We start from the raw sequence: 17,542 nt of genomic DNA, 5'->3' as shown, positions 1-17,542 counted from the left end.
TGTCGAAACGTCACCGGCGAGGGGGTGGGCCCCTCGCGGAAGAAAGTTTCAAGCCCTCATAGGTACTGTCGAAACCGTCGAGGCACCGACGCTCTCCCGCGAACTCGACCTCGTTTCAAGCCCTCATAGGTACTGTCGAAACTCTGGACACGGAGCCGCAGGAGCCGCACGCGCCGGGTTTCAAGCCCTCATAGGTACTGTCGAAACGTCACTCGCACACTCGTTCGCACGTCGCGCTCCGCAGTTTCAAGCCCTCATAGGTACTGTCGAAACTCGCGCGCCGGATCGCGTCGAGATCCGGCGCCGGGAAGTTTCAAGCCCTCATAGGTACTGTCGAAACGGCGTATTCCGTCCACCCGAACTCCTGCGAGACCCGGGTTTCAAGCCCTCATAGGTACTGTCGAAACGAGTAACTATCTACCTCGACGAGTTCTGCCCGGACGTTTCAAGCCCTCATAGGTACTGTCGAAACCCGCGACGCCGACGGCATCGTGACCGAGATCTGGGTTTCAAGCCCTCATAGGTACTGTCGAAACCGCTGGGCCCCGTCACCGGACTACGGCCAGCGGGTGGGTTTCAAGCCCTCATAGGTACTGTCGAAACGGTCACCAACCAACGACCGACATCATCATTATCGCAGTTTCAAGCCCTCATAGGTACTGTCGAAACCCGGAGCACCGAGTCCGGCACTCCGGCTCACACCTCACGTTTCAAGCCCTCATAGGTACTGTCGAAACGTGATATTAGTGCGGTCCTTGTCCGGCGGGCACCAGTTTCAAGCCCTCATAGGTACTGTCGAAACAAAGCCACCCCTGTCTCTTGCCGTTCCGCGTGAGGGTTTCAAGCCCTCATAGGTACTGTCGAAACCCACGGTCGGCCTCTGGTTGACGGTCCTACTCTGGCGTTTCAAGCCCTCATAGGTACTGTCGAAACTCCGCTCTCGGTCGGCGAGCAGGCGTCCGGCGTAGTGTTTCAAGCCCTCATAGGTACTGTCGAAACGAGCGTACCTCCTGTTGAACGCGTGCACGCTCCGAGTTTCAAGCCCTCATAGGTACTGTCGAAACAAGATGGCGAACTCCTGCACCTCTGCATCTCGCTCGTTTCAAGCCCTCATAGGTACTGTCGAAACGTGGTGGTTCGGCACCTCGGGCAGTTCCGAGGTGGTGTTTCAAGCCCTCATAGGTACTGTCGAAACCCCGCTTGCAGTGCCAGTGCCAGTCGCACTGTCACTGTGTTTCAAGCCCTCATAGGTACTGTCGAAACGACCTGACGGCCGCGACGGCGGTCGTCTTCTCGCTGTTTCAAGCCCTCATAGGTACTGTCGAAACGATGCTCATGAGGTTGCCGCGAGCCCCTCGACGTGTGTTTCAAGCCCTCATAGGTACTGTCGAAACCCGGGCGTCAATCGAAGAGAAGGTGAACGCGATCTCGTTTCAAGCCCTCATAGGTACTGTCGAAACACATGCGACGACTCCCTTCCTTTCTCTCCAGACGAGTTTCAAGCCCTCATAGGTACTGTCGAAACCCGCTTGCGAGTTGCTCCCAGGTGAGAACTGGACGTGTTTCAAGCCCTCATAGGTACTGTCGAAACGCGAAACCTTGAACGCCTTGTCACCTCACCTTCGCTGTTTCAAGCCCTCATAGGTACTGTCGAAACCTTCCACGCTAGTCCGTCCGTCCGTCGCTCCTATGAGTTTCAAGCCCTCATAGGTACTGTCGAAACTGCATGTCCTGGCCAGGTGTCGAGCGCACCTGGCCAAGTTTCAAGCCCTCATAGGTACTGTCGAAACGACCAGACGACAACTTCGACGCCTGTCCCAGCGTCTGTTTCAAGCCCTCATAGGTACTGTCGAAACCGATCCGTGCGACCGGCCCCTTCTGGCCAGGGCCGAAGTTTCAAGCCCTCATAGGTACTGTCGAAACCTATCACCTCACTCCTGTCACCGAACATAGCATGGCTGTTTCAAGCCCTCATAGGTACTGTCGAAACGCTCGATGAAGGGAGTGGGAGTCGCGACGGGAGTCTCGGTTTCAAGCCCTCATAGGTACTGTCGAAACCTACTATGATCGCGGAGTGACACTTGCTGGACTGACGTTTCAAGCCCTCATAGGTACTGTCGAAACTCCCACTCCCTTAGTCTTGAAGGGAGTGCAGTGATGGTTTCAAGCCCTCATAGGTACTGTCGAAACGGTGGCACCTCGAGGGTGCACGCGAGTATGTCGAAAAGTTTCAAGCCCTCATAGGTACTGTCGAAACGTCATAGCTCGCCCCTCGACGTCCGCACCCACGTCAAGTTTCAAGCCCTCATAGGTACTGTCGAAACTCGAGACCGGCACGAGCCACGTGTCGTCCTGGTCGGGGTTTCAAGCCCTCATAGGTACTGTCGAAACGGTCGAGGCCCACTGCCAGGAAGCGTGCCGCCTACTGTTTCAAGCCCTCATAGGTACTGTCGAAACATATCGGTCGCCTGCCCGCTCACGGCTCCTCCTTCGTTTCAAGCCCTCATAGGTACTGTCGAAACGAGTCAAGGTTAACAATGACCAGTATCACGTGACCAGTTTCAAGCCCTCATAGGTACTGTCGAAACCGCCACTCTTGCACCGCTTGGCCCCCCTTCGGACTAGTTTCAAGCCCTCATAGGTACTGTCGAAACGCCCCATATTCGGGACTCATCCCACTCGGCCGACTCAGTTTCAAGCCCTCATAGGTACTGTCGAAACGATCGACTGGTTGTGTGACGATTGTGCGTATGATTATGTTTCAAGCCCTCATAGGTACTGTCGAAACCTGTTCGCTCGATATCGTCGAAGGCGTCTGGTTCCCGTTTCAAGCCCTCATAGGTACTGTCGAAACATACCGTCTCTCCCATTCCAACGCGCCGAGCCTGCGGTTTCAAGCCCTCATAGGTACTGTCGAAACTTCGACCGGCCCGCACCTCCACTTCGAGCTCCAGTACGTTTCAAGCCCTCATAGGTACTGTCGAAACCTGGTTCGTCGAAACCGGACGGCTCCGGGCCATCCGGGTTTCAAGCCCTCATAGGTACTGTCGAAACTGGCCGACACGTCACCGTTGCCGGAAACTGAGCAGGTTTCAAGCCCTCATAGGTACTGTCGAAACTCGATGGACGCTAGAATCCGTTCACGCGGACTACAGCGTTTCAAGCCCTCATAGGTACTGTCGAAACCAAGGCCGACGGCGTGGCTCCGCGGATCCTCCGTGACGAGTATAGCGGCAGCTTCCCGCTGGATCAAGCCAGTACGTCGAGACGCTTTCCGCGCCACGCTGCGCAGGCGCGCCATCCATTCGCTTCCGTCGACCCCCCGGCCTTTCTGCACGACCGGAGGTCGACGGATCCAACGTCGAGCCCTCCCTCCCCGCACCGTGCACACCGAGCTCCCGGCGCACCCCTCATCACGGTCACCATGCTCGACACTTTCGGCAGCATGACGCGAAACATCGCACATCCCAGAACGAGGCACCACCCTCCCCGTGACCTACCTGTAAGCACGAACATTCTGTTCAATTCCGTCGACCGTCTGTTCGGCGCTCCCGCACATCCCGGAAGCCGACCAACCATGCCGACCAATCAGCGTCGTTTGGTTGGCTTGGCTCGTTCGGTCAGGCCACAATGGACGTTGGCACAGCGCATGCCGCCAGCTACGGTCTTGTCGGCTGACGTTGCACGGAGGTACGATGCAGATCCGGCTCGACCGAACGACACGCGTCCCGCTCTACCGGCAGCTCGCCGACCAGCTCCGGCGTCGCATCCTCAGCGGTGAGCTCCCCCCGGGCACGAGACTCCCACCGGAACGCCGGCTGGCTGCGATGCTCGGCATCAACCGATCCACCGTCGTCAGTGCCTACCGCGAACTCGCTGCCGAGGGACTTATCGCCGGCCACGTCGGTCGCGGCACGGTCGTGGTCGACCCGAACCGGATCGACAGTGTCGACGCCCGAGCCAACGGTGTTCCGTGGCCCCAACTCTTCGCTCCACTCGTAGCCGCACTCTACGACCCCGCCCTCGAGGACGCGATGGCCGCCTCCGCTCGTCCCGATGTGATCTCCTTCGCGACCGGCCAACCGGCGCCAGAAACCTACCCGATCCCAGTGGTCCGCCAGCTCCTCGACGAGGCGCTTCACCGCGAGGGGCCGCGTCTCCTGCAGTACTGCCCGACCGAGGGATATCCGCCCTTGCGCGAAGCGATCGCCGCCTGGTCCCGCACCGCCGGCATCCGCTGCACACCCGACCAGGTGCTGGTCGTCTCGGGGTCGCAACAGGGACTCTACCTTATCGCTCGCGCCCTGCTCGAACCGGGGGATTTCGTCGCCGTCGAAGCACCGACCTACGTCGGTGCGCTCCAGATCTTCCGTGCGCTCGGTGCACGCCTCCTGCCGATCCCGACCGACGAGTCCGGTATGCGCGTGAGCGTCCTGGAGCAGGCACTCCAGCACCGCCGGCCGAAGCTCATCTATACGCTGCCGACCTTCCAGAACCCGTCCGGCGCCACGCTCTCTCTCGACCGGCGCCACCGACTCCTCGAGGTAGCCGCGCGAGCCGGCATCCCGATCGTCGAGGACGATCCCTATCGCGAACTCTGGTACGAGAGCCCGCCACCACCGCCTCTGGCTGCGCTCGATGATGGGGGGATCGTCATCTCGCTCACCACCGTCTCCAAGATCCTCTTCCCCGGATTCCGGATCGGCTGGCTCATCGCCCCCTGGCCGGTGGTCCAGCACCTGACGGTGGTCAAACAGCTGGTCGACCTCGATACCAACCCGCTTATCCAGTGGGCGATCTGGGCATTCCTGCAGCGAGGATTGCTCGGGCCGCACCTGGAAGAACTCCGCACCACCTACCGCGCGCGGCGTGACCTCCTCGCCGAGGCACTCCGCCGCGAACTCGGCGAGACGGTACGCTTCGCCGTCCCAGCTGGTGGGCTCTACCTCTGGTGCTGCCTCGCGGACGAGGTCCGGGTCCGTGACCTGCTCCCCGAGGCAGCTCGCCGCGGCGTCGCATTCGCGCCCGGCGAGAGCTTCTTCGTCGATCCCACCGCCGGGCGGCACTGGATGCGATTGAACTTCACCTACCCCAACCCACCGGCCATCGTCGAGGGCGTGCGGCGACTCGCCCAGGCGATCACCGCAGTCCGCGAGACGCGGACACTGGCTCGGCATGCTCCGGCACCGATCGTGTAGCGGAAAGGAGGCGAGGAGATGCACGAGACGAACAGCACGAGAGAACAGGCCACCTGGCGGACCAAGGTCGGCCTGGCCCAGATGCTCAAGGGCGGCGTCATCATGGACGTGGTGACGCCGGAACAGGCCCAGATCGCCGAAGAGGCAGGAGCCGTCGCCGTGATGGCGCTCGAGCGCGTGCCGGCTGACATCCGGCGCGAGGGTGGCGTGGCCCGCATGGCCGACCCGGAACGGATCCTGCGCATCAAGGAGGCCGTGACGATTCCCGTCATGGCCAAGGTGCGCATCGGCCACTTCGTCGAGGCCCAGATCCTGGAGGCGATCGGGGTCGACTTCATCGACGAGAGCGAGGTGCTCACCCCAGCTGACGACCGCTATCACATCGACAAGCACCCGTTCCGGGTCCCCTTCGTCTGCGGGGCCCGCGACCTGGGTGAGGCCCTCCGCCGGATCGCCGAAGGCGCCGCGATGATCCGCAGTAAAGGCGAAGCGGGTACCGGGAACATCGTCGAAGCCGTCCGGCACCTGCGGGATATCCTCGACGGCATCCGACGCCTCGCCGCACTGCCCCGCGAGGAGCTGGTCACGGCTGCCAAGGAGCTCGGCGCTCCGTACGAACTGGTCCGCGAGGTCGCCGAACAGGGACGGTTGCCCGTCGTGCTCTTCTGCGCTGGCGGCGTGGCAACTCCAGCCGATGCGGCACTCGTCATGCAGCTCGGGGCCGAGGGCGTCTTCGTCGGTTCCGGCATCTTCAAGTCGGAGAACCCGTTCGCGCGTGCGAAAGCCATCGTCGAGGCCGTGACGCACTACCGGGATCCTGAGGTATTGGCACGCGTCTCGCGTGGTCTCGGCGAGGCGATGCCGGGGATCGACCTGGCGACACTGGCGCCCGAGCAACGCTTGGCACCGCGCGGCTGGTGAGGAGGAGCCCATGAGCGTGACCGTGGGTGTCCTCGCCCTGCAAGGCGATTTCGCCGAACATCTGGCAGCGCTCGAGCAGCTCGGCGTCCCCGCGCGCGATGTCCGATCGGCACACGACCTCACCGGACTGGCTGGGCTCATCATCCCGGGCGGAGAGAGCACGACGATCGGTCGGCTGCTCGAGCGCTTCGACCTGGTCGAGCCGATCCGTTCTCTCGCACGAGCCGGGATGCCGGTTTGGGGCACCTGTGCTGGCCTGATCCTGCTCGCACGGGAAGTCGACCCGGAAACGCGTGCCCGGCACCAGCCGCTCCTCGGCCTCTTGGATGTCACCGTGCGCCGCAACGCCTTCGGCTCCCAACGCGAGAGCTTCGAGTGCGATCTCCTGGTCGAGCCACTCGGGCCCCCGCCGATCCGTGCGGTCTTCATCCGTGCGCCGGTCGTCTCGGCGGTCGGCCCTGGTGTCGCGGTACTCGCCCGCTTGCCGGACGGCACACCCGTCGCCGTCCGGCAGGGAACGGTGATCGGTACTGCGTTCCATCCCGAACTCACCGACGACCTGCGCTTCCACGCCTGGTTCTGCTCGCTGGCCGAACGAGCGACTCTTCAGGTGACCTGAGCTGCACGACCGGCACCGGCCAGGGGCGCCGCGCCGGGTCTCCGGTCAGGCTCCACCCGACCAGGCCGCCCGCGCGGCGTCCCCGAGCGGGTGTCCTGCAGCCGCACCGCTCTGCGATGATAGTGAGCGGAGCGGAAAGGAGCGACCGTATGGGCCTGGAACTTCCGACGCTCGGCAAGATCTCCCGGGACGTCTTCGACCGGATCATCTTGCCCAACTTGGGTGCGCCGTCACCGCAGGTCCTCGTCCCCCCGCAGCATGGCGTCGACGTGGGCATCGTCGACCTCGGGAACGGGCAGGTCATGGCCGTGACGACCGATCCCGTCTTCATCGTCCCAGCGTATGGCTGGGAGCGTGCCGCCTGGTTCGCCGTGCATATCCTCGCCTCGGATGCCGCGACGAGCGGCCTGAAGCCGACCTTCCTGGCGATCGACCTCAACCTGCCGCTCACGATGACGGCCGACGAGCTCGAAACCGTATGGACGACGATCCACCGGGTCTGCCGCGAGCTCGGCATCGCGATCGTGGCCGGGCACACCGCCCGCTACGAGGGGTGCAACTACCCGATGGTCGGAGGCGCGACCGTCATGGCGATCGGGCCAGCCGACCGCTACGTGACGCCCAAGATGGCGCGGGTCGGCGACCTCGTGGTGGTCACCAAGGGCGCGGCGATCGAGGCGGCTGGACTGTTCGCCGTCAGTTTTCCGGAGCGGATCGCGGCGGCCTACGGTCGGGAGTTCGCCGAGCGGGCGCAAGCGCTCTTCTGGCAGATGAGCGTGGTGGAGGATGCCCTGACCGCAGCCAGCATCGGTGTCCGCGACGACGGTGTGACCGCCATGCACGATGCGACCGAGTGTGGCGTGTATGGTGGGCTGGTCGAGGTCGCTGAGGCCTCTGGTGTCGGGCTGCGCATCGAGCGGGAGCGGATCATCCTGCGCGAGGATGTGGCGAAGATCTGCCAGTTGTTCGGGATGGACCCATATGCGGCGATCAGCGAGGGGACACTCATCATCACGGTCCGGCCGCACAAGGTCGATGCCCTGCTGGCAGCGCTGGCAGCGAAAGGGATCGCGGCGAGCGTGGTCGGCAAGGTAGTGCCGCCCGAGCAGGGCCTGACGCTGATCGTCGACGGGAAGGAGCAGCGTCTCGAGCATCCCCGCGTCGACCCCTTCTGGGCCGCCTTCAGCCGCGCGATGGGGGAGGCGGGATAAGTCCGGCCACAACCGTGGCTACACCGGCGTCACGCTTTCGCGCACCGCAGCGTCGATCCGCTCGCCGAGCATGACGACGATGAACGCCGTTCCCATCACACCGGAGGTCGCGAATGCGATCACGAGGAGGATCGACTCAGCTGGCAGCGAAACATCCGCGATCAGGCTCAACGGCACGGACAAACCGATTCCAGCGATGGCACTGAGCAGAATGACCAGCAGCGCTGGCACGATCACCTGCACGAAATCGATACGGCGCCGCTGCCCTCGGGTGGGCCCGATACGCCACAGGACGAGTCTCGTCCAGCGGACCAACAGCACGCGATCCACGAGGCCGAGAAGCGCACCGATACCCAGGGAGAGTGTGACCGTATCGATCCCACCATCGACCCACTGCATGACCTCCGGATGCAACCGCGTCAGTCGGTCGAGAAGGCTCAATCGGGACGGCGCGACCAGTCCGGTAGCCCAGGCTGCATCCGCGACACGCCGATCCAATTCATCGATGGATATCGGCGCAACGACGAGAGCGGCATCGGCAGTACGGACTTCCTCAGGTGGCACGAGACGGAAGGGAACGCCTCCAATCAGGGTAAGCAGCTCCTGAGCCAGCGTATCAGGCAGCGTGAAGTGTCCGGCCGAACAAACAGTGGGATCGTGGCGGAACTGCTGGGCGAGTTCGTGACAGGTGACTCCCAGCGCGATGACGTCCTCGGTGAACTGGCCAGGAAAGACTGCGATCCCCGGCAGCTGTGATCGCAGGGCAGCGATATCTCCAGGCCGGGGATCCGACCAGCTCAAGAGGACGACGGAAACCGGGCCATGAGGAAGATCGGAACGTGTCACTTCGACGCGTGTCTGCAAAGCACGGTAGGTCACCAGCGTGATCCCGAGAAGCACGACCGTTCCCAGCGCTGCATAGGGCCGGGTCAAGCGCACCGGATCCCAGGCCAGCTGGCGACCGGCTAGCTAGACCTCCGCGGTCCGCGCCAGGGAGAGGAACGCACCGATCGCCCGTACGAGGGCCCCGTAGAGGATTGGAACGGTCAGCATGCAGAAGACAGCCGAGACGACGAACCAGACGAAAGCACCTTCCTGCCCACGACCGAATGAGCGGACGCTGAGGGCAAAAGACGCGAGTGCCGCGATCGGGAGTGCGAACCGGACAACCCGCCCCTCGCTCCGTACCAGACTCGGCCGCCCGACTGGTCGCGACCAGGCCAGCGACCACCAGGTCGTGAAGAGGCTCATCGAAAACACGCCGAACAGGAAGGCCAGCGCACCACCTGCAGCGATGGGCAGGGGAAGTGAGAGGTCACCAGGGAACACCGGTCGATCGGTCAGCGGGACGTGGTCGAGGTGTGGAGTCAAGAGCATCCAGGTAGCCACAGCGGCGAGGATACCAGGGGTAGCGAGTATCGTCGCCTCATACGCCGCGAGTACCGCCAAGCGGGCACGCGCAACACCGAGTGCTCGCAAGAGCGCCAGGCGCCGGTCACGCGAACGAGATGCTGTACTCTGCACGACCGTGAGCACGATGATGCTCGGGACACCGAGGCAGAAGACGAGGCCCATGACGAAAGCCCGATCAGCCTCCATCCGCAATGACGGCGGGAACGCGCCATCGGGTCCGCCGAATCGTGCGATGCGAACCGTCTGCACGTCTCCTCGCAGCGTCCGGCCCGGCCCTGGCCGCACATAGGCGAACAGATCGCTCGCCGAAGGAACATTCGAGGCATCGAGTACACCTGCGACCCGGAAGCGCGCACGCAACGCCTCGTCCCGCTCGATCAGACGTGCCAGTGCCGGAGACACGATCATCGTGCCGGGATCAGGGAGTGTCTCGAGTCCAGGAGGCAGGACAGGCGGCTCGGACGTGGCTGGCTCCACCCAGAGGAGCATGATCGACTGGCCATCAGCGTTCTCGAACGACAACTGCATCAGGAGATCGGTCGGAGCTGGCGTCGACGCGACGACACCCAACCGATTCCGATCCCGAGCGTCCTCGCGTGCAAAGAGCTGCACGATACTGATGCCCCCCAGAAGGAGCACGGTACCGAGGAAGCAGCCCGTCACGAGCGCCACCTGCCTCCAGCGGTAGTCGATGTGACGGCTCAAGGCGAGACGCACAGCCAGTGTCAAGAGCATTGTGAGATCTCCTGTCGCTCTCCAGGTGCGATCGGCCAGAGTCGGCCGTCTCGGAGTCGGTACGTAACGTCGCAGGTTCCGGCCACGATCGGATCATGTGTGGCAATAACGACGATGGTACCCCGCTGGTGTGCGATCGAGACGAGGAGCTGGGCAACCGCCCGCGCAGTCACCTCATCGAGCATCCCGGTAGGTTCATCGGCCAGCACGAGGGCTGGCGCGGTCGCGAGCGCCCGGGCGATGCCGAGGCGCTGAATCTCGCCACCTGAGAGCTGTTCCGGATGAGCGGTTGCCCGATGCGCAAGGCCGAGCTCTGCCAGCAGTTGATGCGCGCGCTGTTCGGCGCGTGAGCGCTCCCAACCGAGGAACCGGAGCGGGAGCGTGACGTTCTCGACTGCCGAGAGTTCGGGTAGAAGTTCACCGAACTGGAAGACCAGACCGACGCGGGAGAGGCGAAAAGCAGCGCGCCGATCCTCGCGGAGACGCCATATATCGGTTCCGTCGATCACGACGCGGCCGCTCCCCGGTCGCCGGATGCCGCACAGGCACTGCAAGAAAGTCGTCTTCCCTGAACCCGAAGGGCCCATGATCGCTACCGCTGTGCCGGGAGAAACGACCAGATCGACGCCGTCGAGGAGGCGACGCTCGGGTGTCACGAAGGTCAACTGCTCGACAACCAGACCAGCGGACATCGGACCCCCTTATCAGGAAGATCGGGTTCAGCCCCAGCGCCAGAACCAGCACCGGGGCTGAACCCGCCGAGCTACGCGGACGCCCACGCACTACAGGGATCGGTCTGGAACGCTACGTCCTCGCAGACCTGGAGGGCGAGAATAGAATAGATTGGGTTCGTCTGGCCACAACCTGCTGAGGAGCCATTAGGTTCGTCGATACGGGAGATGACACTCGTGCCGCTCCGGGTGTAGCGTGCGTAGGCACCATTCCCGTCCGTTTCCATGTCGCACACCGTCACGAGGGTATGTCCACTGTTTACATACGCAGAGTCCGATCCCTCGAAGACGTAGACGACGTGGGCAGCACCGACGAGTGGTAGGGAAGCGAACAACACGATCGCAACGAGGAGGGCAATGATCCGAACCATGCTCGTACCTCCTCTTCCGCATGCCGCGAATCACGGAAGGCAGCGTTGCGGAACGAGAGGCGGATCACGCCCCCCCTGAAAACTTGTTCGAGCATGAACCCGGTGAGCCGTGGCACCATGCGCATTCCTCTTGAGACGATAAACCTTTAGTTTAGCAGACTCCGCATCGGTTGTCAAGCAGGTTCGCCTCTGCGGTGGTTCGCACGCTCGGCGCCCGACCTTAGCGGATGGAACCCGGGCGAACCGTGCGCGCGCACACGGTACGGGGCAGCATGCCCGTGACCTGGATATGGCGCCCCTCAGATCACCTGCGAGGGCTCGTTCTTGACGATCCCCAGCGTCACCCGCTTGGCGACTGAGGCTTGGGGCAGGATATAGAACTGCACGCTATCCGCGTCCTGGTCGATCACCTGTTCCAGCTCGTGCTGGAGCCGGCGGAGCTGTGCCGGGGTCAACTCACCTTCCAGGAGTGAATTCTGGATCCACGTCAGGTACTTGCGGCAGATCTTGAGGACGCGTGCGACCCGCTCCACCCCGACGTCGTACGCCACGATCACGTACATGCGCGCCCCTGCCCGTCGAGCAACCTATTCTCGCGTCATGTTCCCCAAGGATAACTCGGCCGCGTCAGCTCAACTGCGCAGCGCGTAGGGAGCGTACGGTTGCTCACCGAGCAGGTGCTTCTCCAGTTTGTAGAGTTCCAGCCGCAACGTCGTGCGGTAGGAAACCGAGCGGTTGAGCGCCGGATGACGGTACGTCTCCTGCAGCGTCTGTTCCCAGGCTTCGACGACGAGCTTGCGTCCCTCATCGTCGAGGAAGACACCCTCGGCGCCGGTAACGAAGTGACGGCGTTGCAGCTGCCCCCGGTTGACCAGACGGAAGATGAGGCGATCGACGAGCACCGGCTTGAAGACCTCGGCCACGTCGAGGTTCAGTGTGTGCCGACGGAAGTTCGTCTCGTGCAGATACCCGATACGCGGGTCGAGATGCGTCTGATAGATCTGAGCCAGGACAGCCGTATAGAGCAGCGAGTTACCGAACGAGATGAGTGCGTTCGTCTCGTCACGTGGGGGTCGCCTGGTGCGCGGGCCGAAGGGAAACTCGGCCTCGATGATACTCGGCCAGGTCGCGTAATACGCCTCGCGCGCTTGCCCTTCCAATGCCATGAGTGCAGCGGGCGAACCGGCACGGTCCAGTCCGGCCAGCGACTGATCGACTATCTCCACCGCACCCTGCACGTCGATACCGCGCCGGCGGTAGTAGAGGAGCACGGTCCGGATATTCCGGAGCGACCCCTGGACGAACGCACGCGCCAGGACCAGCCGGCGCTCTGCATCGAGGTAGTGCCCGACCTGGCGCAGGATCAGGGCGCCACTGGCCAGGTATTCGCGTGGGTAAAACGTACCCGTGTAGTAGCCGTACCGGTTGAAGAAGTGGAGGAGAATCCCCTCGCGCGCCACGAACTCGAGAAACCGCTTGTTGAGATCGACCTCACCGAAGATGTACAGCTCGCTGACCTGCTCGACCGGAAGGAAACGCTTCCCCTCCTCGGTTTCCAGGACGATCGTGTTCTGGTGACGCGCCAGGCGACCGGAGGAAAACACGTAGACCGGCTTGGTCACGGTTGGCCCTCCGTGGTCGGCCTGCTTGCGCGCGCGCCGCTGCACTGCCCGTGACGGGGGTGGATCTTCAGCGACCCAGCAGAAGTCGTAATAGGCGCAGTGCGTGCAGGCGGGAATCCGAACCGGCGGTGGTGGTTGCGGGAGGGCGAGGAGCTCCTGGACTTCCTGGATGGCCTGACGGACAGCGGCTTCGAGTTCGGGGGTGAGTTCGACCGGTTCGACGCGACGCTGCTCGGGATAGCGGAGTTCCCCACGGACGTGGAGACCGGCCTCGCGGAGTCGCAGGAGATAATAGCCGAGCTGGAGGCGCTGGGCATGCTGGGCACGCGGCGAACGCTTGACCTCGCCGATCACCAGTGCTTCGTCCTCGTCGGCATCGGCGGGACGCCGTCGGAGGACATCGACCTTCATACCGGGTAACGCCAGTTCCTTGCGCTCGCGCGGATAGGCGGATTCGGCGAGCAAGCGCCCCAGCGCCAGCAGCTCGTGGTCACGGTATGGCTCGATGTTATGTCCCATGAGCCAGGCCTGGCGACGGCAGATTGCGACATACCAAATAAGCGTACCGGTCACAGAAACTGGTTCAGGTCCCATTTGAACCCTGTCTTCTCGTCGTAGAACGACGGCAACTGATCACGCGAGATCAATCGCAAGTCCTCACGTCCGTAGAGCAGCGGAGGCGGAAGATTGCCGACCGCACGCTGCAAGAGCGGTGTGATGGTATAGGCCTCGAGACTCCGGTATGCCCGGCGAACCGCGAATCGCCGCTCGTGCGGGTCCTTCACTTCCAACGCTCGACGAAGATCAGCGATGGCTCGGGTGGCACCCTCGTCTTGCTCGACCACGATACTCAACGAGGGCAGTTCTTCGATCAACCGAAAACAGCTGACAGGAATGGAATCGGTACGCTTCTTGCAGTCCACGTTCGAGCGATCGTAGTCGAGACGCGGTAATGCAGCGAGCAAGCTCTCGGCATGCGCCTGACTGATGCGCCGTTCGATTCTGGCGAAATATTCCTGTAGGATCTGCATGAGCTCGATATCCCGGCGGGGTCCATCGATCGATTCGCGGGCAGCGTCCAACAGAATCCGGCCATAGACTCGCTCTCCCTGCCCTTCAGCAAGCGCCACGAGTTCGAGCGTGGCGAGATCACGGTTCGCGTTCCGGTTGATGCGGCCAGCGACTTGCAGGAGACTCTCGAGCGGGCCCCACTCGCGCCAACCGGTGGCAAAGTCAACGTCGACCCCTGCTTCGACAACTTGTGTGCTCACGAGCAACACAGGTTGGCGAGCATCCAGGAGTTGCCGAATCTCGGACAAACGGCATGCGCGGTCGCGAGGCGTGATATTGGTGGACAAGTAGAACAGGAAGGGCGGGTCATAGGGCTCGAGTGCTCGGTAGAGTTCGAGCGAGACGCGCACACTGTTGACGACGATGAGCTGACTCCGGTCGCGAGCGAGCGCCAGAGCCTCGGCCAGTTCCGGCACGGACCGTGGGGCAGCTGGGCGGACGAGCACACGGCTCGGATAGCCCTGGAGCGGCGGGTCAACGAGTTCGCGTGCCTGCCCTGGCTCCGCGAGCCGGGGTTGTGTCGCGGTCATCAGGATCACGGTAACGTTCCAACGTGGCAGATCGGCAAGAAGTGCGCGCAGGAGTGGCCAATAATGTGCGTCGAGTACCTGAACTTCATCTAAGATCAGGATGGATCCCTCCGCGAGGGTATGGAGCTTCTTCAGCGCTCGGTTCTGATATCCGACGAGGGTATGGAAGACCTGCACGAAGGTCGTGAGGACTATTTCGGCGTCCCACGATTCTGCGAGGAGAAGGGCATCGTCCACCTCGATGTCTTCTTCGTCCGGCACGATTCTCGCGCCCCTCGGCCCCTGTGCCGTGGTGACAGGGGCAGTCGAGCGTGAACTGAGTGGTGCCAGGTGGTGATGATCGAGAAGCACGCGGTCCGGCTCGATATCGGCATGCTGTAGGACAGCACGGAGAACACCGTCCGTTTGCTCGATGAGGTTGATATAGGGTAAAGCGTAGATGATCCGCAGTCTTCGACCGGTTTCCGCTTCCACTCTCCCGCGTATCGTCAACGCTGCGTGCAGCGCCGTCAGCGTCTTGCCAGCACCAGTGGGCGCGGTCAGTGTCAGCTGAGCCGGGTAGAGTGCGGCAAGAGGCCAGGTACTTACATGCCGGTCGACCGTCTCGAAGAGTTGTGTGCGAAACGGCTGGAGTGTCCCGCTCGAGGAAACGTGTTCGGCGAGATAGCGTCTGACGAGATCTGGGGCGAGCGGTTCCCGTGGGGGTGGACGATAGCCAGCAGCCAACTTCTTATCCGCGTCGATGAGGCAGGAGAACACGATATTCGTCATCCAGTAACGGTGCCGCAAGGAAGCATCCTCGAGAGCCGAAAGGTTCAGATAGCTCAGACGCGCTGCTTCCTCCGCCAAACTCCGAAGCGTGGACCAGATCTCACCGTCACAGAACGGTGCGGGATCCGGCAGCCCGAGAGCCGGACACAATACCGGCCAGCTTTCCCGAACCGCCTCCAATTGCTTCGGGAGCGCACGCAGCGTTCGTCGCAAACCCTGTCGGTCAACCTCGAAGAAATCGGGCGGATCGATATCTTGCGGGTTCGGTAAGAGTTCCCAGGGTGAGCGTAACGCTCCGTGATGGCGAGCCACCGCGAGGAAGACGACCAGTGCGTCCAACTCTCGCTGCCGTGCGACCCAAGCGCCGAACAGTGCACCGATGTACGAGTGATTCGCTTCAGCTGCCTGATACTGTGGATCTGCCAGGCGCTTCTGGAAAAATGGTGTGGCCTTACCGAGGTCGTGCACCAGCCCCGCCAGCTCCGCCAGTTCGGCAAGCTCCCGCGGAGCGTACGAGCATGCCAGCTGAGCAACGGCCCGAAGATGCTCGACGAGCTGCTCGCCATGCCCAGCGAGCCAGTATCCCGCACTCGTCAACCGATCACTGCCCACCGCTCGCTCCCCAGCTGGACCCAGGCGCCACGATACCGACAACGGATCGGGTTTCCCAGGAGATCGACGATCAGATCGGTCGCCGCGACGAGTCTCCGGCCACTGTCCAGCCGCAACGGATAGCGGTCACGCGAGAGCTTCCGGCGAACGCGATCGTCGAGGGCAAATTCGACGATCGCCGCTGCCTCGAGTGCCCCATGATAGTCAGCGAGTTCCGGGTCATCCGCACCGAGAGTTCCTTCTCGAATCTCGACCGCTTCGAACCAGGCGAGACAGTACGCAACCCCGAGCGCCGGGGGATAGACGGGAGCCTGCAGCGCTGCGGCCAATTCCTGCGCGGAGAGCCAGGCCGGCGGAACGAGGACGAGCCGATAGCAGAGTGCTGTGCTGTCCCAGTCCTCTTGCCGAGTATCGGGAAGCACCATTTGGGTCGGGATCTGTGTCCGGCCCTCGAAACCACGGAGGTCTCTCTCGCTGGTGCCTTTTACCTTCAGCGCGTTGACCGTCTGCATCATCATTCGCAGCGGCTGGCGGACGCCGATACCGATCCGCAAATCGGCGAGTCGATCCGGATACTCGTGGCGTTCGAGCCCGAGGGCTGCCCCCACGATGCCACGCACCACGGTCGGCGGCGGGATAGGGTAGCTGAGTGACGAAGAGTTGGTATAGAATCGCCGAAAGTGTCCGAACTTCCCACGGAGATCGCACAGCACGACTTCGTTCATCGTTCATCATCCCGCGATGCGTGTGACATTCGGTAGCTCGAGCAAGGCATCCTCACCACGGAGGTTCAACTCGTCATGCCGCCAGTAGCGGATCGCTGCGATCTGCTGGCGGTACCGTGCGAGACGCTCGACCAGCGGCTGGAGATCGAGGACGAATTCTTCGATGCTGCGCCAGCGCTCCACCGGGAGATCTTCCTGTACCGGAAGGAGACGCAATCCGTCACGCGGGTCACCGAACGACGGTGTCCGGTCTTTCCAGTCGACGCGCAAGTACAGACGCGGCGTCTGACCGATCTTGCTCCGGGTCGTCGCTTCGCTGGCAAGAGCGTGCAAGAGACCGTCTTCCAGCAAGTCCAAATCGGAAGCAGTCATCCCGGTGAGTCGAGCACGCTGTGCCGCCACGTGCCCCCAGAACGCGATCAACGCATAGAGGAGGCGCCAGTCCTTGCCGATCGTCCCGTATTCGCCCTTCTCACCGCCACGCCCAGCGAAGGTGGAAGTGATGCTGTTCGATGGATTGAGTTCGACCGGATGCAAGGAGTATCCCCAGTTGAACTGGACCGGCCCCGTGTATTGCTCGGACAGTCCTCGGCCCCCGTCACCACCCTTGATCGGCAACGTGGCACCGAAAAGCCGGACATCGACGAGGCGGCTGAGAAACCACTGTCGATACTCCTCGTCGCTTCGCGTGCCACCCTTCTGTCGCTGCTGCTGGCCTGTCTCGTGCTCGTAAATCTTTCGCAGGTCCTGTTCTCGCGTGGTCGCGTCGACATGACTCCCGTCTTCCCGGGTACGTACCCACACATCGTAACCACGATCGATCCAGTAATCCCGGAGATACCGCTTCAAGCGCACGTCACTCACCAGGGCACGGCGAGTGAAGGGATCCATGCGTGGCCGATTTTCGTCGTCCGGGTCACCATTGGGATTGGTGAGCTTCGCGTCGTAGATGAACAGAATCTCCGCATTGCGGATCTCGTTCGTCATCGTTTCTTCCCCCTTCACATCAACT

At 62.8% G+C, this 17,542-nt stretch carries 13 protein-coding genes, 1 pseudogene and 1 CRISPR repeat array (1 of these 15 only partly in view); of the genes and pseudogenes, 4 read left to right on the top strand and 10 right to left on the bottom strand.

Going from position 1 to position 17,542, the window contains the following annotated elements; translation table 11 throughout:
• A CRISPR array of direct repeats spans positions 1 to 3,186; the repeat unit is 30 nt; unit sequence GTTTCAAGCCCTCATAGGTACTGTCGAAAC (it extends 5,048 nt beyond the left edge of the window).
• Between the two features lie 509 nt (positions 3,187 to 3,695).
• The 4 genes from OO015_RS06760 to OO015_RS06745 all read left to right on the top strand — a co-directional run bounded on the left by OO015_RS06760 (position 3,696) and on the right by OO015_RS06745 (position 7,949).
• Positions 3,696 to 5,198: a PLP-dependent aminotransferase family protein gene (locus tag OO015_RS06760; RefSeq protein WP_265940471.1), complete on the top strand. Its 1,503-nt coding sequence runs from the start codon at positions 3,696 to 3,698 to the stop codon at positions 5,196 to 5,198.
• Positions 5,199 to 5,216: 18 nt separating this feature from the next.
• Positions 5,217 to 6,119 (top strand): pyridoxal 5'-phosphate synthase lyase subunit PdxS, encoded by a 903-nt coding sequence (pdxS, locus tag OO015_RS06755; protein WP_265940470.1) that lies wholly within the window; start codon positions 5,217 to 5,219, stop codon positions 6,117 to 6,119.
• Positions 6,120 to 6,129: 10 nt separating this feature from the next.
• Positions 6,130 to 6,738 (top strand): pyridoxal 5'-phosphate synthase glutaminase subunit PdxT, encoded by a 609-nt coding sequence (pdxT, locus tag OO015_RS06750; protein WP_265940469.1) that lies wholly within the window; start codon positions 6,130 to 6,132, stop codon positions 6,736 to 6,738.
• A 149-nt stretch (positions 6,739 to 6,887) separates the two neighbouring features.
• Complete coding sequence (locus OO015_RS06745) at positions 6,888 to 7,949, top strand: AIR synthase family protein (RefSeq protein ID WP_265940468.1); 1,062 nt, start codon at positions 6,888 to 6,890, stop codon at positions 7,947 to 7,949.
• A gap of 18 nt (positions 7,950 to 7,967) precedes the next feature.
• Here the strand turns inward: OO015_RS06745 and OO015_RS06740 are convergent, their stop codons facing one another.
• The 10 genes and pseudogenes from OO015_RS06740 to cas7b all read right to left on the bottom strand — a co-directional run bounded on the left by OO015_RS06740 (position 7,968) and on the right by cas7b (position 17,517).
• The gene (locus OO015_RS06740; protein WP_265940467.1) at positions 7,968 to 8,882 is read right to left on the bottom strand and encodes a hypothetical protein; all 915 of its coding nucleotides are present in this window, start codon (positions 8,880 to 8,882) and stop codon (positions 7,968 to 7,970) included.
• Between the two features lie 36 nt (positions 8,883 to 8,918).
• The gene (locus tag OO015_RS06735; RefSeq protein WP_265940466.1) at positions 8,919 to 10,097 is read right to left on the bottom strand and encodes an FtsX-like permease family protein; all 1,179 of its coding nucleotides are present in this window, start codon (positions 10,095 to 10,097) and stop codon (positions 8,919 to 8,921) included.
• Positions 10,088 to 10,789 (bottom strand): ABC transporter ATP-binding protein, encoded by a 702-nt coding sequence (locus OO015_RS06730; RefSeq protein WP_265940465.1) that lies wholly within the window; start codon positions 10,787 to 10,789, stop codon positions 10,088 to 10,090. The genes OO015_RS06735 and OO015_RS06730 overlap by 10 nt, the downstream gene beginning before the upstream one ends.
• A gap of 71 nt (positions 10,790 to 10,860) precedes the next feature.
• Positions 10,861 to 11,199, bottom strand: a complete 339-nt coding sequence (locus OO015_RS06725) for a hypothetical protein (RefSeq protein ID WP_265940464.1) — start codon at positions 11,197 to 11,199, stop codon at positions 10,861 to 10,863.
• A 299-nt stretch (positions 11,200 to 11,498) separates the two neighbouring features.
• Positions 11,499 to 11,762 carry a CRISPR-associated endonuclease Cas2 gene (gene cas2 / locus OO015_RS06720; RefSeq protein WP_265940463.1) on the bottom strand — a complete coding sequence of 88 codons (264 nt, stop codon included), beginning with the start codon at positions 11,760 to 11,762 and terminating at the stop codon, positions 11,499 to 11,501.
• A 69-nt stretch (positions 11,763 to 11,831) separates the two neighbouring features.
• Positions 11,832 to 12,821, bottom strand: coding sequence for a type I-B CRISPR-associated endonuclease Cas1b (gene cas1b / locus OO015_RS14205; RefSeq protein ID WP_416236594.1), 990 nt, complete (start codon positions 12,819 to 12,821; stop codon positions 11,832 to 11,834).
• A gap of 87 nt (positions 12,822 to 12,908) precedes the next feature.
• Positions 12,909 to 13,415 (bottom strand): annotated as a pseudogene (gene cas4, locus OO015_RS14200) (CRISPR-associated protein Cas4); the annotation flags it as partial.
• Complete coding sequence (locus OO015_RS06710; RefSeq protein ID WP_265940461.1) at positions 13,391 to 15,805, bottom strand: CRISPR-associated endonuclease Cas3''; 2,415 nt, start codon at positions 15,803 to 15,805, stop codon at positions 13,391 to 13,393. The pseudogene cas4 and the gene OO015_RS06710, both read right to left, overlap by 25 nt.
• A complete protein-coding gene (gene cas5 / locus OO015_RS06705; RefSeq protein ID WP_265940460.1) occupies positions 15,787 to 16,530 on the bottom strand; it encodes a CRISPR-associated protein Cas5 in 744 nt (247 codons plus the stop codon). The genes OO015_RS06710 and cas5 overlap by 19 nt, the downstream gene beginning before the upstream one ends.
• 6 nt (positions 16,531 to 16,536) lie before the next feature.
• Complete coding sequence (gene cas7b / locus OO015_RS06700) at positions 16,537 to 17,517, bottom strand: type I-B CRISPR-associated protein Cas7/Csh2 (RefSeq protein WP_265940459.1); 981 nt, start codon at positions 17,515 to 17,517, stop codon at positions 16,537 to 16,539.
• Between the last annotated feature and the right edge of the window lie 25 nt (positions 17,518 to 17,542).

Origin of the sequence: Thermomicrobium sp. 4228-Ro (genome assembly GCF_026241205.1) — a bacterium.
Classification (GTDB): Bacteria; Chloroflexota; Chloroflexia; order Thermomicrobiales; family Thermomicrobiaceae; genus Thermomicrobium.
Note: the sequence above shows the minus strand (reverse complement) of the source record. Positions and strands in the feature narration are given on the sequence as shown.

Coding starts and splice junctions, on each gene's coding strand:
- OO015_RS06760 (WP_265940471.1), top strand. CDS start 3,696: ATGCAGATCCGGCTCGACCGAACGACACGCGTCCCGCTCTACCGGCAG.
- pdxS (WP_265940470.1), top strand. CDS start 5,217: ATGCACGAGACGAACAGCACGAGAGAACAGGCCACCTGGCGGACCAAG.
- pdxT (WP_265940469.1), top strand. CDS start 6,130: ATGAGCGTGACCGTGGGTGTCCTCGCCCTGCAAGGCGATTTCGCCGAA.
- OO015_RS06745 (WP_265940468.1), top strand. CDS start 6,888: ATGGGCCTGGAACTTCCGACGCTCGGCAAGATCTCCCGGGACGTCTTC.
- OO015_RS06735 (WP_265940466.1), bottom strand. CDS start 10,097: ATGCTCTTGACACTGGCTGTGCGTCTCGCCTTGAGCCGTCACATCGAC.
- OO015_RS06730 (WP_265940465.1), bottom strand. CDS start 10,789: ATGTCCGCTGGTCTGGTTGTCGAGCAGTTGACCTTCGTGACACCCGAG.
- OO015_RS06725 (WP_265940464.1), bottom strand. CDS start 11,199: ATGGTTCGGATCATTGCCCTCCTCGTTGCGATCGTGTTGTTCGCTTCC.
- cas2 (WP_265940463.1), bottom strand. CDS start 11,762: ATGTACGTGATCGTGGCGTACGACGTCGGGGTGGAGCGGGTCGCACGC.
- cas5 (WP_265940460.1), bottom strand. CDS start 16,530: ATGAACGAAGTCGTGCTGTGCGATCTCCGTGGGAAGTTCGGACACTTT.
- cas7b (WP_265940459.1), bottom strand. CDS start 17,517: ATGACGAACGAGATCCGCAATGCGGAGATTCTGTTCATCTACGACGCG.